11 protein-coding genes are annotated in these 15,461 nt (G+C 43.2%); 8 read left to right on the top strand and 3 right to left on the bottom strand.

Annotated elements, in window-relative coordinates:
• Positions 1–178: 178 nt before the first annotated feature.
• Positions 179–2,332 carry a GH92 family glycosyl hydrolase gene (locus J2X69_RS22045; protein WP_310108201.1) on the top strand — a complete coding sequence of 718 codons (2,154 nt, stop codon included), beginning with the start codon at positions 179–181 and terminating at the stop codon, positions 2,330–2,332.
• A 169-nt stretch (positions 2,333–2,501) separates the two neighbouring features.
• Entirely contained in the window at positions 2,502–3,416 is a 915-nt protein-coding gene (locus J2X69_RS22040) for a glutaminase (protein WP_310108240.1), read from the top strand.
• A 257-nt stretch (positions 3,417–3,673) separates the two neighbouring features.
• Here J2X69_RS22040 and J2X69_RS22035 read toward each other — a convergent pair whose 3' ends face one another.
• Together J2X69_RS22035 and J2X69_RS22030 are read right to left on the bottom strand one after the other, a co-directional pair.
• Positions 3,674–4,129 (bottom strand): YciI family protein, encoded by a 456-nt coding sequence (locus tag J2X69_RS22035; protein WP_310108200.1) that lies wholly within the window; start codon positions 4,127–4,129, stop codon positions 3,674–3,676.
• 13 nt (positions 4,130–4,142) lie between these two features.
• On the bottom strand, positions 4,143–5,516 hold the full coding sequence (locus J2X69_RS22030) for a TIGR00341 family protein (protein WP_310108198.1): 1,374 nt from the start codon (positions 5,514–5,516) through the stop codon (positions 4,143–4,145).
• A gap of 471 nt (positions 5,517–5,987) precedes the next feature.
• Here J2X69_RS22030 and J2X69_RS22025 point away from each other — a divergent pair, with 471 nt between their 5' ends.
• From J2X69_RS22025 to J2X69_RS22010, 4 genes are read left to right on the top strand one after another with little or no spacing between them, the layout of a single operon-like run.
• Positions 5,988–6,359, top strand: coding sequence for a response regulator (locus J2X69_RS22025; RefSeq protein ID WP_310108196.1), 372 nt, complete (start codon positions 5,988–5,990; stop codon positions 6,357–6,359).
• Positions 6,360–6,419: 60 nt separating this feature from the next.
• Complete coding sequence (locus J2X69_RS22020) at positions 6,420–7,217, top strand: ABC transporter permease (protein ID WP_192348920.1); 798 nt, start codon at positions 6,420–6,422, stop codon at positions 7,215–7,217.
• A gap of 2 nt (positions 7,218–7,219) precedes the next feature.
• Complete coding sequence (locus tag J2X69_RS22015) at positions 7,220–7,972, top strand: ATP-binding cassette domain-containing protein (RefSeq protein WP_310108193.1); 753 nt, start codon at positions 7,220–7,222, stop codon at positions 7,970–7,972.
• A complete protein-coding gene (locus J2X69_RS22010) occupies positions 7,969–8,946 on the top strand; it encodes an MlaD family protein (RefSeq protein ID WP_310108191.1) in 978 nt (325 codons plus the stop codon). Before J2X69_RS22015 ends, J2X69_RS22010 begins: the two co-directional genes overlap by 4 nt.
• Positions 8,947–9,116: 170 nt before the next feature.
• Here the strand turns inward: J2X69_RS22010 and J2X69_RS22005 are convergent, their stop codons facing one another.
• The gene (locus J2X69_RS22005; RefSeq protein ID WP_310108189.1) at positions 9,117–10,175 is read right to left on the bottom strand and encodes an endonuclease/exonuclease/phosphatase family protein; all 1,059 of its coding nucleotides are present in this window, start codon (positions 10,173–10,175) and stop codon (positions 9,117–9,119) included.
• A 152-nt stretch (positions 10,176–10,327) separates the two neighbouring features.
• Between J2X69_RS22005 and acnA the strand changes: the two genes are divergently transcribed.
• The gene (gene acnA, locus J2X69_RS22000) at positions 10,328–13,105 is read left to right on the top strand and encodes an aconitate hydratase AcnA (RefSeq protein WP_310108187.1); all 2,778 of its coding nucleotides are present in this window, start codon (positions 10,328–10,330) and stop codon (positions 13,103–13,105) included.
• Between the two features lie 572 nt (positions 13,106–13,677).
• Positions 13,678–15,324 carry a glucose-6-phosphate isomerase gene (gene pgi, locus J2X69_RS21995; protein ID WP_310108185.1) on the top strand — a complete coding sequence of 549 codons (1,647 nt, stop codon included), beginning with the start codon at positions 13,678–13,680 and terminating at the stop codon, positions 15,322–15,324.
• Positions 15,325–15,461: the final 137 nt, after the last annotated feature.

Here is a 15,461-nt window from a genome sequence, read left to right as displayed (position 1 = left end):
CGGAATGGTGAGTATTTTAACTATCAAGTCCCATACCTTATGAAATCGAGCCTGCCTGAGGCAGACAGGCATGATCCCGTACCTACAGGAACACACGGAGGGATGATTTAATGCATGCGAGATTCCATAGCCTGCCCCGACTATTCGGGGTGGCCTTTAAAAAACAAATTATAATCATATGAAATTGATTCTGAGATTCTTTTTCCTTCTTCTATTCGCATTCTCATTTCATAATTCCTTTTCCCAAGAAAATCCGGTCGATCTGGTAAATCCGTTTATCGGAACTGCACCTTTGACAGATCCCTTGGTGATAGGTTATACTCCTCCTCAAGATTGGCGGGTTTGGGCGGGCTTGACTTTTCCGGGGAGTGCATTGCCAAATGCTATGGTACAGCTGAGCCCGATCACTAAATGGGGGTCGGGAGCTGGCTATGAATATGAGGATACGGCAATTCTGGGTTTTGCCCATACGAATAAAGGACACTGGAATCTATGTAATCTTCCTGTGCTTCCAATCTCGGCAGGAGCCACAGCTCCCTTCCAATCTTCTTTTTCCCATACCAAGGAAAATGCTTCCCCAGGATACTACGACGTGTACTTGGAGCAGTATAAGGTGAAGGTGAAGTTGACTTCGACCTTGAGAACAGGAATCCATGAGTATAACTATGACAATCCAACGGGACGAAGAATCTTATTTGGCTTGGGAAAGGCAAATAATGATGTCTCGGATTGGGTGATCGAAAATGTAAGTAAGAACTCTGTAAGTGGATTCCAGCAGGTGGGAAGGGACAAGGTCCATTTTTATGCGGAGTTGAGTCATGAGGTGACCGATTTGAAGTTGGAAAACAAAGGAGAGAAAGACGGATATGCGATTCTTTCTCTTTCTGATCAGGATCCGGGACCTGTGACAATGAAAATTGGGATTTCCTATGTAAGCATTGCCAATGCTGAAGATAATCTGCAGAGGGAGTCTTCTGGAGTGTCTTTTGAGGAAATCCGGCAGTCGGCTGTATCGGAATGGAATAAATTGCTTTCGAAGATTTCTGTGAAAAGCGATTCTAAAAGGGATAAGGAAATGTTTTATACCTCAATGTACAGAACTTTCCTTTGGCCTGCTTTGCGCAGCGATGTGAATGGGGAGTTTACCGATGAGGCCGGAAAGACCCAGCGTCAAAACTTCAAGTATTATACGATCCCATCACTATGGGATACCTATAGAAATAAACTGGTGCTCTTGAGTATTCTTTCCCCTGAAGTGACCGGAGATGTGATTTCTTCCCTGATCAGTAGAGCTGAGATCACGGGATTTGTGCCGACATTTTTCCATGGAGATCATGGCGCGCCATTTATCGCAGGTTCGTATAAAAGAGGTATTCGGAATTTCGATGTGAGAAAAGCGTATGCTTATCTGCTGAATAATGCCTACAATAGCGAAAGTCCAAGAGCTTTTGTGGATGAATACATTGAGAAAGGCTATATCTCAGACCCGGATGTGAAGAACCCCCATGTGGAGACGAAAGGAAGGGCCGGCGTGTCCAAAACATTGGAATATGCTTATGATGATTATTCGCTTGCTGTTTTGGCGGATACGTTAGGTGATCAGGAAAACTATAAGGACTTGATGAAACGCTCGAAGAACTATAAAAATGTATTCGATCCTTCAGCCAACTTTATGCGGGGCAGATTGGCAAACGGCGATTGGATCACGCCTTTTGATCCAGAATATCCTTATTACGAATACATGTTTCGCGAAGCCAATGCTTGGCAGGTATCTTTTTATGTGCCTCACGATATGCCGGGATTGGTAAAGCTGTACGGTGGAGCAGATAAATTCGAGGCAAAACTGGATGAGTTTTTTACCAAGCCGTGGAATCCAAAGCACATCGCCCGAAATATATCTACATTTATCGGGCAGTATTGTCAAGGAAATCAGCCTGATCACGAAGCGCCGTTTGCGTATTATTATGTAGGGAAACCTGAGAAATCTCAAGCGATTCTGGATAAGATCATGAATGAACTTTACGGGATCGGTCCGGAAGGCCTAGCCCTATCGGGTATGGACGATGCAGGGGAGATGTCCTCGTGGTTTGTATGTGCGGCTGTAGGTTTATATCCCATCTCGCCTGCGGATGCTGATTACTTGGTGACGGTACCATTATTTGAAGAGGTAAACTGGAAAGTGGACAATGGAAATGATCTGGTGATCGTCAATCCAAATCGGGGTAGAATTTTAACAGGGATTAAGGTCAACGGTAAAACCTTGAAAGGGTATTACGTGGGCCATGACTTGTTTAGAAAGGGCGGTAAAATCGAATTGGTAACTGATAAATAGTCTGGGAATTTGGGGTTCACTGGAAGACCGAAGACGGGAGACCGAAGTGCGCTTCCGTCTTCGGTCTCCCGTCTTCCTATAAATAAATCAACCGGCATACATTCCTGTGTCTATTCATTAATTCTTGAAAAAACTTTTAATCTCTACCAAATTTCCACAATTTTCTGCGATGGACTATCAGCAACTGATTGAAGAAGTGTACCAAGAGGTACAGGAAGAGAATCTAAAAGGGAAAGTAGCCACTTACATTCCCGAAATTGCCTCTGTAAACCCAAACCAATTTGGGATAGCATTGGTGGATCTAAAAGGGAATGTGTACGGGGTAGGAGATCACCAAGTGCCATTTTCTATCCAAAGTATCAGCAAGGTTTATACTCTTACCATGGTTTTTAATGTGTTCAATTCCAAGCTTTGGACCAGGGTGAATGTGGAGCCAAGCGGAGATCCTTTCAACTCTATCGCACAACTGGAGTACGAGAAGGGAATTCCTAGAAATCCTTTTATCAATGCTGGGGCTTTGGTGATTACCGATGCACTGTGCAGCAAATTTGAAAATCCTATCGATCAAATATCGGCTTTTATCAATGAGCTGGCTGGAGCGACCTGCGTACAAATCAACCCTGAAGTTAAGAATTCAGAAATGAACCATGGGGAGCGCAACACAGCCTTAGCCTATTTTCTAAAATCCTTCAAGAACTTTAGCAACCCCATAGATGAAGTACTTGAAGTTTATTTTTCCCACTGTGCGATGGAAATGAGTTGTGTGGATCTAGCCAAATCCTTCTCTTTTCTGGCAAATGACGGCTTTTCAATTTTTGCGAATAGGGAGATTTTATCAGAAAGCCATGCCCGACGTGTCAACGCCCTGATGTTGACTTGCGGATTTTATGATGAGGCAGGGGAGTTCGCATTTAAGGTTGGTTTACCCGGAAAAAGTGGCGTAGGTGGAGGAGTGGCTGCTGTTATGCCCCATAAGTTTAGTGTAGCTGTATGGAGTCCTGAGCTGAATGATAAAGGGAATTCCGTCAAAGCAATTAGAGCTTTGGAGCTTTTGACCGATAAATTGGCGTTTTCCTTATTCTAGCCAAGACGCTTCTGAAGTTAACTCCACAATCGTAGATGAAATCGAGCATGACTCAAAAGTCACACACTGGGATGATTATCAGCCATGCGAGATTCTCCCGAATCAAGTTCGGGACAGGCTATGTGACGAACAAAAATCAATTATAAACACATGAAAGAAGAATTTTTATCCTGAACTAAGATCAGCGGGAATCTGCGCCTTTTCTGGCAGAATCTGCGGGAACTAACTTCATACTATCATGGGAAAAACATCAGTCTCTAGATCTCAACCTTTGCTACTTTCGAATGTAAATCTTTCATCAGCATCAAGGCTGCCGATCCATACCATTCTTTCAGCTCCATTCTGAGTACACCTGCCTTTACAGCCGGATCCGTTGCGGTGAGTTTTTCAGCTTCTTCCAGATTTTCCACGGCAAAAATAAATAGACCCCGCAAATCCTCATTCCCGAAGAATGGGCCGGCCATGACTAGTTGACCTGCTTTAGCCAACTGATTGATGTTTGCCATATGTCCTGCCTGTATGTCTTTTCTCTGCTCATCAGTGTATTCACGGGCCTGCTCTCCCCGGTACAGGAATGCGATGACGTATTTTTTCATTCCATAATCATCCGCCCCAAGTTCCTTGGCCAGCGTTTCGTCATAGCCTTCATTTTGTGCAAGAGAATAAGAGGTAGCGAATAACGTGATGATCAACAGGGAGAATAGCTTTTTCATACAGTAGGAGTGATTAATACAGGATTACCGCAACGGTGTCAGATTTGGTTCTAAGTTTTAGCCACTGCATCAATTTATCAGTTTCTGTTGCGTTTGGTTTAGTTCTGAATTTCGCATAGGCTACCAGTAAGGTATCAGTAGTCTTGTTTTCAAGATCATTGACCATTGATCTGTTGAGCGTGAATTTCTGAAGTCCGGGATGGTTTATTTTGGCTTCATTGGCTATTTCGTTACCCAGCACTCTTATCTGTCCATAATTTGCCACTTCATTTTCCAGAAGGGCTATCTTTTCGTCCTTGTTTTTGATCAGCAGCTCATTTCGGTTATACAAATCTTTTAGAATATCCGATCGGAGTAGATTCATATCCGTTTCCATGCCCCCGCTTTGATTGATCTGAAGGCTTGTGTTGTCTAGCACAGCTGCAGCCCGTGTATCCAGTAATTCAATCTCAGTATCCGCCAATCGGTCCCCGATTAGATTGATCTTGATGAGTCGGGGATCAGTGTTGTAAGACAATTCGGTAGAGAGAACTTGGGTGCGGGGATAGATCATTTCTGTTTGTACAAATGTCTTTGCCTGCTCTTCCCATATGGATCGCATGACTATACCATAGGCGAGGTAAACGCTAGGCACTATCGTAAGAATGGTAAATAAGGTAATGTAGGTTTGTACCCTCTTTTCTTTCTTTTCATCCAGAAACTCCTTCTTGGGATATTTCATGAAGCGGACGATAAGGTAAGTAGAAAGTGAGATGAATACCGAGTTGATGAAGAAGAGATAAAATGCACCAAAGAAGTAGTACATATTCATCGTAGCCAAGCCATATCCGGCAGTACATAGGGGAGGCATCAAGGCAGTGGCAATAGCTACTCCGGGTATGGCGTTGCTCTTCTCTTTTCGGGAACCCGCGATGATCCCGGCAAGTCCTCCGAAGAGCGCAATCAACACATCCCAAATGGTGGGTTCGGTTCTGGCCAAGAGCTCCGATTGGGCATCATCAAGTGGGGTAAAAGAAAAGTAAATCGAAGAGGTAAGAATGGCTATAAACACGGCCACTCCCAGGTTTCTCAAGGAGCGTTTCAGTAAATCAAAATCATTGATTCCAGCCGCCATCCCGATCCCCATAATGGGACCCATCAGGGGCGATATGAGCATCGCTCCGATTATCACTGCGGTGGAATTTACGTTCAATCCCACCGAAGCCACAAAAATCGCAAAGATTAAAATCCAAAGATTTGCGCCTTTGAATTCCACATTTTTGCTGATGTACTCTATCGTTTCCAGCTCGTCTTCTTTTCCCTCTTGTAGATCAAATCGATCCCGGATATACAAAAGAAATCGAATGAATTGATTGCTGTATTTCTTCCTGACTTTTGGCTCTTCCATATTTGATTGAAAAATAAATCACGGCAAAATAACTAAAAATCACATCTCATTTAAGAGGGGACAAGCCTATTTTAGTTGCAGAATAATCTATGGTGATCGTAATTAGGACCTTTTCAGTAACCATTCTTTCCTCTATCAAAGCAGGGTAACAGTTAGTAAGTCTTACTTTATAGTTTTTAATTTAATTATCTGATTAAATGGTTGTTATGTATGGTTTAGTGTTCTCGTAATTTGGTTAGGCTAAAAAGATTAGCCTTATCTAAAAAATGTAATTATAATGGAAATCTTCTGCCAAGGCTGATTTGGGTACTCCAACATATCCAAAAATAATTTTATCGTTAGTATCCAATATTTACCCCTATCTCCAAGAGAACTGAGCTGAGTTATGTTTGGAGAAAATTGAGTTTATGAGTCAGAATTTTCCAATCTTAGCAGAGCTTACTTATGATCTCAAGTCTCAAAATTCTCAACATGAAATCTTCAGGCATCAAAAAAGTCCTCCTTCTTGACGATGACAAAATCCAAAGAATCCTAGTAGAAAAAAGACTGTTGAAAATTGATTCCGGTGTCGGTTTTGTTTACTTCGATACACCGGGTAGGGCATTGGAATTTCTAAAATATGAATCGGTAGATTTGCTTTTGGTAGATTTGAATTTGCCGGAAATGAGCGGTTGGGAATTTGCAGATGAGGTAGAAAAAGTGAGTCCAAATTCGATCGTAGTTTTGCAGTCGGGAGCAGTGGAAGACGAAGAAATTCTTCGGGTGAATGCGCATAAAAGAATCAGTGGAATTTTTGAAAAGCCATTAAGTGAATCCGACCTGAGATCAATCCTTGGACTTTGAAGTATATTAGAACTATCCTTTGGAATAATTTAATTAATTTCGAGCCATCAGAAAGAATGTATGACTGAAAAAGCAGAAGACAGAAAGCCCCTGCTTTCAAAGAAAATAGACAAGTTTTTTACGGGACTGGCAGACGCTTGGAATTTTGTTAGGCGATTCTTCAAAGAAGTATTTGTGCCGCCGTATGAATTTAAAGAAGTTATTCATCAGTGCTATAGGATTGGCGTGGAGTCATTGCCGTTGATAGCATTGACGGGCTTCATCGTGGGGATCGTTTTTACCAACCAATCCAGACCCTCTCTGGCCAACTTCGGAGCTACTTCTTGGCTTCCTTCCCTTATCTCTATAGCTGTAGTTCGAGCCATGGGGCCTTTGGTCACGGCTTTGATAGCAGCAGGTAAGGTAGGATCCAGTATAGGGGCGGAGATAGGTTCTATGAAGGTGACCGAGCAGATCGATGCTATGGAAGTATCGGCTACCAATCCTTTCAAATTCTTGGTAGTTACCCGGGTTTTGGCGACTACATTTATGATCCCCGTGTTGGTTATGTTCACGGATTTTGTGGCATTGATGGGGTCCTTTCTCAGTGTGAATGCAAATGAGAATGTAAGTATAGTAACCTTCTTTGTAGAGGTTTTTGGAGCGATAAGTTTCTTGGATATTATTTCCTCAGTACTTAAAGCCCTGTTGTTTGGCTTTACTATTGGCATAGTAGGCTGTTATAAGGGATACAATTCATCCAAGGGAACTGAAGGCGTAGGACGGGCGGCAAATGCTGCGGTGGTTATGGCTATGTTCTTGATATTTATCGAGGAGCTTTTGGTTCTTCAGATCGTTAACGCAATCAGAGCATTTTAATCATGGAAGAGAAGGTTGTAGAAATTCGCGGTTTGGAGAAATCTTTTGGAGACTTGGATGTATTGAAAGGTGTAGATCTTGATCTTTACAAAGGAGAAAATCTGGTTGTATTGGGTAAATCAGGGTCAGGGAAGTCGGTACTGATCAAAATTATGGTTGGGCTTCTGAAGCAAGACTCCGGATCAATGAAGGTTTTGGGTAAAGAAGTTTCCACACTCAGAACGAGAGAATTGAATGAATTACGGTTGAGAATTGGATTTTCCTTCCAAAACTCTGCCCTTTACGATAGTATGACGGTCAGGGAGAACATGGAATTCCCTTTGGTGAGAAATGTTAAGAATCTCACCAAAAAGGAAATTACCATGAAAATAGAAGGTTTGTTGGATAGCGTGGGATTACCTCAGTCTATCAATCAGATGCCTTCTGAGCTTTCTGGAGGCCAGAAGAAAAGAATCGGTGTTGCGCGTACGTTGATTTTGGAGCCTGAGATAATGCTCTACGATGAACCTACGGCAGGACTGGATCCTATTACCTGCGGAGAGATCAATACACTCATAAAGCAAGTACGGGAAGAGTACAATACTTCATCCATCGTCATTACACACGACTTGACCTGTGCCAAAGACACGGGAGATCGGATGGCAGTGTTGTTGGACGGACAGTTTGACGCTGTCGGAACTTTTGAGGAAGTTTTTCCTCACGCAGAAGACAAACGTATAAAATCATTTTACGATTATAATTTCATCAACTCATGAGAGGGGAAAATAAAAGATCAGTCATAGTAGGCATATTTGTCTTCGTAGGCATAGCAATCCTGGTGGCAGGTGTATTGACACTAGGCGGCCAGCAGAAAAAATTTGTGAAAGCGATACAGCTCAAGGCGGTATTCGATGATATCGGAGGACTCCAGACCGGAAACAACATCTGGTTTTCCGGTGTGAAAATAGGAACAGTACGTAAAATCAACTTTTACGGAGATTCACAGGTGGAAATAGAAATGAACGTGGAAAAAGGAGTAGTAGACTTTATCAGAAAGGATTCTAAGGCTACAATCAGCTCCGACGGACTAATAGGCAATAAAATTATAGTCATATACGGGGGAACTACTTTAGCTCCACCTGTTCAGGATGGGGATAGGCTGGAATCAGTAATGCCTTTGGATACCGATAAGATGATGGAAACACTACAGGTGAATAATGAAAATCTCGTGGAAATCACGGGAAATCTAAAGAACCTCACAAACAAATTGGCTGAAGGAGAGGGTATGGTAGGAGCAGCTTTGACAGATTCCCTGATTGGCGAGAACTTTAAGGCTATTGTAGAAAACTTGAATAAAGCTTCCATTAACAGCAATAGGATGATTTCAGAGCTTCAGAGTTTTACCGCAAAACTGAATAAGGAAGGTAACTTATTCAACGATCTGGTCACTGATACCACAATGGTCAGTGATCTGAAGCAGACTATGGAAAGCTTGAATACAGCCGCTGCAGAAGCCCAGAAGATGACCTCAGAGCTCAGTGCTGTATCAGAGAAATTCAACTCTACGGACAACTCCGTGGGGATGCTTTTGAACGACCCTGAATTTGCTGAGAGTTTGAGAAGTACACTTCAAAATGCTGATTCGGCTACTTATAACTTGAACCGTGGCATGGATGCTTTGGAATATACCTGGCCGTTCAACAAAGGCTTCAAACGTAAGAAAAAAGCTGAAGCGAAGGGAAACAATTAAAAGATATATGATTATTCGCAATGATGCCAGTGGCCAAAATTTCTTTGCTCACGCGGTTGGATGACCGAAGACGGGAGACCGAAGTGGCCTCAGTGCTATTATTGACTAAATCCTATAATGCTTTAGTCTCTTTACTGGCAGAAAAGAGGATAATCACAAAAAGATAAATCTCACTCAATACCACTAAGCCCGCGATTTATTTTTTCGTGGGCTTCTTTTTTTTCTTCACCATTGGCTCTCATCGTCTCGGTAGTGTCACTCTTGGTGAGTACAGCCTTTAAGGATATAGGGAAATGATCAGAACCTATGTCCTTTTCTACTTTGAGCGCAGCCAGCCCAAAGTGCTTGCTGAGGAAAATATGGTCCAAAGGCCATCGGAATAAAGGCACCTTGGCATGGAAGGTATTGAAAAGACCTCTGCCTCTGCGCGGATCAGCCATTTCTGAGTTTTTCAAAAATAACTCCGTAGTATAACTCCATGCTACATCGTTTAGATCGCCTATTACCAGAGAAGGTTTAGGATTGTTTTTGGCTTTTTTTCCCACAATTAAAATTTCTGCATCTCTTTCCGTGCTTTCTGTGTTTTCACCGGGAACAGGAGGGGTGGGGTGAATTGCATAAATAGTAATTATTTCCCCATTCCTTAGTTTCACATCTATTTCCAAAGAAGGTATTTCATCATCGACCAGATAATTTACTTCCTGACGGACAATTTCCATTCTGCTATATAGCAGGAGGCCATAGGTGTTGTCCAATGGGATTTTTATTTGGGTAGGATATTGTTTTTCTATTTCAGATAAGCCCTTTTCCCAGGCTTTGTCCGTTTCTACAAAAAATATCAAATCTGGGTTAATTGCTTTGGCAAGGGCTACCGCTTTTCCGTATTTATCGTTGTATTGGTACACATTTCCTACAAGGATATGGATCCCTTCTTCATCGGAATAAGGAACAGTGTCTATCATCTTTTTCCCTAGCGGTGTGAAAGGCCATACTTTGGTGATCAGGTATATGGAGGCTATTGCCAAGGCGGAAACCCAGAGATAGGATTCAAGATTAGCTTCTATGCTGACATCAAATAACCAGCAGCAAATCAATGCAATCAAGATAACTAGTTTTTGAAGCCTTGGATAATCGAACACCCGTACCCACCAGTAGTCTAACTTGACCACTGGAAAAAATGTGGCAAATAGGAAAAAGGCACTGAATAGGCGAAGTAGAATGTAAACCATATAAGAATTTGATTTTCTTAAGTTAAATTAATGCAGAATAATATCTCTGCATGTGGCTGTACTTCGCCAATCAATCCGCAAAGATGGAATTCTAAACAGGGATTTTGAGTTATATCCCTGAATCTTTTTTTAACCAAAGACCCTATTTAATTATGAGTCAAGACCCATACCGAATCAAAACTACGCTAAAAACTTCATCCGGCGACCATACGTATTGGAGTTTGGAGAAGCTTGAAGCCAACGGTCACCCCGTAAAGCATTTACCTTTCTCGATCAGAATCTTATTGGAAAATGCCTTAAGGAATTTCGATGACTTTGCTATTACCAAAGACCATTTGGAAACATTGATAGGCTGGTCTCCAAAACCCTCAGATAAGGATGTGCCGTTCAAACCGGCAAGAGTTCTGATGCAGGATTTTACAGGAGTGCCGGCAGTAGTGGATATAGCTTCGTTGAGATCTGAAGCCCAGAGAAAAGGCAAAAATCCAAGTGCGATCAACCCGCTGATTCCCGTGGATTTGGTGATAGATCACTCTGTGCAGGTGGATTACTTTGGGACCAACTATAGCTATCAGAGGAATGTGGAAGTGGAATACGAGCGGAACTCAGAGCGCTATAAATTCTTGAAGTGGGCTCAAAAGACTTTTGATAATTTTTCCGTAGTTCCTCCGGGAATGGGTATTTGCCATCAGGTAAACCTTGAATATTTGGCTCAAGGCGTGATCAGACGCGATGGGTCGGTTTTTCCCGATACGCTGGTAGGTACGGATTCCCATACGCCGATGGTGAATGGGATCGGTGTCATTGGCTGGGGTGTGGGGGGAATTGAAGCGGAAGCAGCGATTCTCGGTCAGCCGATTTATTTTATTATGCCGGAGGTGGTGGGGCTGAAACTGACGGGGAAATTGCCCGCAGGCACTACTGCTACTGATATGGTTTTGACTATTACCGAGCTGCTAAGAAGGCATGGCGTAGTGGGTAAGTTTGTAGAGGTCTTTGGACCGGGATTGGATCACTTGTCTGTGCCTGACCGCGCTACGATTTCCAATATGTCTCCGGAGTTTGGATGTACTGTTTCCTATTTTCCAATAGATGACCGCACACTGGACTACATGGGAAAAACCAACCGTTCTACAGATCAAATCAAACTCGTGGAGGAGTATTGCAAAGCAAACTTGCTATGGAGGAAAGATGAGGACTTGATCCAGTACAGTTCTGTGGTAGAATTGGATTTGGGTACTGTGGAAGCGACCGTTTCGGGGCCGAAGCGCCCTCAGGACAAGATCTTGGTGAGAGATTTCAAGCCTAAGTTTGAGCAGTTGCTTCAGTCTGTCCATGGACGGGAATATATTCCGATTGACAAAAGGGAGGAAATTTCCAGATTTATGGAAGAAGGTGGAGGACAGACGGAGGATCAGTCTGATGCAAAAGCCCCTGCTGAGACTGAGATCAAGACTAGAATTAAAAATGGCTTAAAAACCGTTTCGGTAAGTCTTCACAATGAAAAATTTGAACTGTACGATGGTTCTATAGTTATAGCAGCAATTACTTCCTGTACCAACACATCCAATCCTTCAGTGATGCTCGGGGCGGGACTGGTAGCCAAAAAAGCCCGTGAGCGTGGTCTGGACGTGAAGCCATGGGTGAAGACTTCCTTGGCGCCGGGCTCGAAAGTGGTGACAGATTACTTGGAGAAATCCAATTTGCTGGAAGATCTGGAAGCCTTGAAGTTCCACACAGTAGGTTATGGATGTACATCCTGTATAGGTAACTCCGGACCTCTTCCCAGACACATCGCTCAGGCGGTAGAAGACAATGACTTGGTAGTGGCTTCGGTGCTTTCAGGAAACAGAAATTTTGAAGCGCGGGTACACCCACAGGTGAAAATGAATTACCTTATGTCACCGATGCTTGTGGTAGTTTATGCTCTTGTGGGGCGTGTGGATGTGGATTTGTATAATGAGCCGGTGGGTTATGATCCGAATCTGGAGCCCGTTTATATGAAGGACATTTGGCCCACCAATGAGGAAATAGCAGAAGTAGCGAGAAAAGTCCTTACTCCGGACGACTATCAGAAAAGCTACGGGGAGATCTTTGAAGGAAATGACATCTGGAAAGAACTCCAATCCGGTGAAGGGGAGATCTACCCATGGGATGAGAGCAGTACGTATATCAAAGAGGCTCCGTTTTTTAAAGGGATTTCTATTGAAGTTCCCGAGCCTAAAGATATTACAAATGCCAGAGTTCTTTTGAAACTCGGCGATTCCATCACAACAGACCATATATCGCCTGCGGGATCTTTCAGACCGGATACACCTGCCGGTAAATACCTGAATGGAAGAGGGGTGCAGCGACCCAACTTCAATTCCTACGGTTCCAGAAGAGGAAATGATGAGGTGATGGTGCGGGGGACCTTTGCCAACGTGCGGATCAAAAACCAGCTCAGTACACAGGAAGGTGGTTTTACGACCTATATACCCGGTAATGAAGAAATGAGCGTATTTGAAGCTTCTGAGAAATATCAGGCTGCAAATGTGCCTTTGGTAGTATTGGCAGGAAAGGAATACGGATCGGGATCTTCCCGTGATTGGGCCGCAAAGGGAACCAATCTACTTGGGATCAAAGCGGTGCTGGCTGAGAGCTATGAGCGTATTCACCGGAGTAATCTGGTGGGAATGGGAGTACTTCCACTACAGTATTTGCCTGGCCAAAATGCTGAAAGCTTGGGCTTATCAGGCAGAGAAGAATTCAGTATTGTGGGAATTGAATCAGGTTTAAGTCCGTCTCAGAGATTCGAAGTGCTAGTGAAAACTGAATCACAGGAGAAGAAAATCGAAGTTCTTTCCAGATTGGATTCTGAGGTTGAAATCGCTTATTACAAGCACGGAGGAATTTTGAATTATGTATTGAGGGATTTCTTGAAGGAATAAGAAGTTGGATGTTTAGTGCCGGGTGACCGATGCGGGCTACGAGTGAAGTTGAGGTGTGGTGACGTCATTGCGAGGCACGAAGCAATCTCATTGCCTATCGTGTCGGTTTTTTAACTACACAAAACCCGTCAGAGATGGCGGGTTTTGCTATTTGTTTCGCTTGAAATTATTGAGTCCGTAGTATGCCCCATAGAATTACTAGTATTAGGGAAGCAACCGTAAGAATAGTTAAAGCAATTGATTCATTTTTCCTTGATCGCTCTCGCTGTTTAACTATTAATCTCCTTAGTTCATATTGATTTAATTTTTTGTCCTCTTTCATTCTGGGGCATTATATAATGATGGTTAATTAAATGTACATCCGCTTTTTAGCTGGTTGGAATTTTAAAAAAAAACATGAGAGACGGCAAGGTCCACTTCGGTCATCCGTCACTTGTGCTGAGCGAAGTCGAAGTAGCGGTCTTCCATGTCTGCCGGCATCATCCAAGAACTCTCGGATGTGAATAATCATATTAACTTTTATCCCTCAAGATAAACCTTATTTTTGTGGCTCATTCCTATCAAACAAACCAATGAACGCAATCAATCCTACCACAACCCCGGCTTGGGCAAGGTTACAGAAACTTGCCGAAGATCATAAAGACATGACTATTCTTTCTCAATTCGACGAAAGAGAACGCTTTGATCGGTTGAGTCTTTCTCTGGAAGATATCCTTGTTGATTATTCTAAAAATAGGCTAAATCAGGATATACTGGATGCACTTTTTGATCTGGCGCGAGAGTGCAAACTCCATGTAGCTGTGGAAGACATGTTTTCCGGCAAGCCAATCAACGTAACAGAAGGAAGAGCGGTATTGCATACTGCACTGAGAAATCCGGCTGATGAAGCAGCATTTCTGGATGGAGACAATATTACAGAAGATGTCACGGCTGTCTTGAAAAAGATGAAGTCCTTTGCTGACAAAATCCAGAACAAAGAATGGCTTGGCTACACCGGTAAGCCTATCAAATCTCTGGTGAATATAGGTATAGGAGGATCTGATCTTGGTCCTGTGATGGTGACGGAAGCATTGAAGCCTTATCAGAATCCGGATATTGAGTGCTTTTTCGTATCGAATGTAGATGGAACCCATATCGCCGAAACGCTCAAAAAAGTAGATCCTGAGACCACGCTTTTCTTTATCGCATCCAAGACTTTTACCACTCAGGAGACCATGACCAATGCGCATACTGCCAGAGCTTGGTTTTTGGAGCATGCCAAAATAGACACGGCGGTTGCAAAGCATTTCGTGGCACTTTCCACGAATGCCAAGTCTGTTTCCGAATTTGGCATTGATACGGACAACATGTTTGAATTCTGGGATTGGGTTGGCGGAAGATACTCGCTTTGGTCAGCGATAGGTTTGCCTATAGCCTGTACCATAGGTTTCGACAATTTCGAGAAATTGCTTGCCGGTGCCCATGCGATGGATAAGCATTTCCGTCATGCGCAGTTTGATCGAAATATCCCTGTGGTTCTCGCACTGATAGGTATCTGGAACACCAATTTCCTTGGAGCGAGCTCTGAGGCAATTTTGCCTTACGATCAATATATGCACCGGTTTGCGGCCTATTTCCAGCAGGGAAATATGGAAAGTAACGGTAAATATGTAAGTCGCTCAGGAGAAAAAGTAAACTATACTACAGGACCGATTATCTGGGGAGAGCCAGGGACCAATGGTCAGCATGCATTCTACCAGTTGATCCATCAGGGCACGCATTTGATACCTTGTGATTTTATCGCTCCTGCGATATCGCATAATCCTATCGGAGATCATCATCAGAAGTTGCTGTCCAATTTCTTCGCACAGACCGAAGCCTTGATGAAAGGGAAGTCTCTGGAAGAGGTGAAGACTGAAATGAAAGCTGCCGGCAAGTCCGATGAGGAGATTGAAAAAATAGCTCCGCACCGGGTTTTTGAAGGCAACAGACCAACCAACTCCATTTTGGTAAAGGAAATCACGCCTTATACGCTTGGCGCATTGATCGCGATGTATGAGCACAAAATCTTTGTACAGGGAGTGATTTGGGATATTTTCAGCTTTGACCAGTGGGGAGTAGAGCTAGGCAAAGTCTTGGCAAACGGCATCCTGCCTGAGCTGCGTGGCAATGAAGAAATCACCGCCCACGATGGATCTACCAATGGGCTGATCAATGCTTATAAAAAAATGAGGCAGTAACTCAGGGAAATCGCTTTTAACAATCTGGAAATGGAAAACCCTTCGAGGGTTGGTCTCTTTAAAACATATTTAACTGATTTTCCAATTTCATTTTATTAATCCCTAAACCCTCGAAGGGTTTTTAAGCCTAAAAGCGA

The sequence above is a fragment of the Algoriphagus sp. 4150 genome, from assembly GCF_031457395.1.
Classification (GTDB): Bacteria; Bacteroidota; Bacteroidia; order Cytophagales; family Cyclobacteriaceae; genus Algoriphagus.
Note: the sequence above shows the minus strand (reverse complement) of the source record. Positions and strands in the feature narration are given on the sequence as shown.

Bases quoted from the DNA above. Each gene is read 5' to 3' on its own strand.
- J2X69_RS22015 (WP_310108193.1), top strand. From the start codon at position 7,220: ATGGAAGAGAAGGTTGTAGAAATTCGCGGTTTGGAGAAATCTTTTGGA.
- pgi (WP_310108185.1), top strand. From the start codon at position 13,678: ATGAACGCAATCAATCCTACCACAACCCCGGCTTGGGCAAGGTTACAG.
- J2X69_RS22035 (WP_310108200.1), bottom strand. From the start codon at position 4,129: ATGAAAAAGCTATTCTCCCTGTTGATCATCACGTTATTCGCTACCTCT.
- J2X69_RS22020 (WP_192348920.1), top strand. From the start codon at position 6,420: ATGACTGAAAAAGCAGAAGACAGAAAGCCCCTGCTTTCAAAGAAAATA.
- J2X69_RS22005 (WP_310108189.1), bottom strand. From the start codon at position 10,175: ATGGTTTACATTCTACTTCGCCTATTCAGTGCCTTTTTCCTATTTGCC.
- J2X69_RS22025 (WP_310108196.1), top strand. From the start codon at position 5,988: ATGAAATCTTCAGGCATCAAAAAAGTCCTCCTTCTTGACGATGACAAA.
- acnA (WP_310108187.1), top strand. From the start codon at position 10,328: ATGAGTCAAGACCCATACCGAATCAAAACTACGCTAAAAACTTCATCC.
- J2X69_RS22030 (WP_310108198.1), bottom strand. From the start codon at position 5,516: ATGGAAGAGCCAAAAGTCAGGAAGAAATACAGCAATCAATTCATTCGA.
- J2X69_RS22045 (WP_310108201.1), top strand. From the start codon at position 179: ATGAAATTGATTCTGAGATTCTTTTTCCTTCTTCTATTCGCATTCTCA.
- J2X69_RS22040 (WP_310108240.1), top strand. From the start codon at position 2,502: ATGGACTATCAGCAACTGATTGAAGAAGTGTACCAAGAGGTACAGGAA.
- J2X69_RS22010 (WP_310108191.1), top strand. From the start codon at position 7,969: ATGAGAGGGGAAAATAAAAGATCAGTCATAGTAGGCATATTTGTCTTC.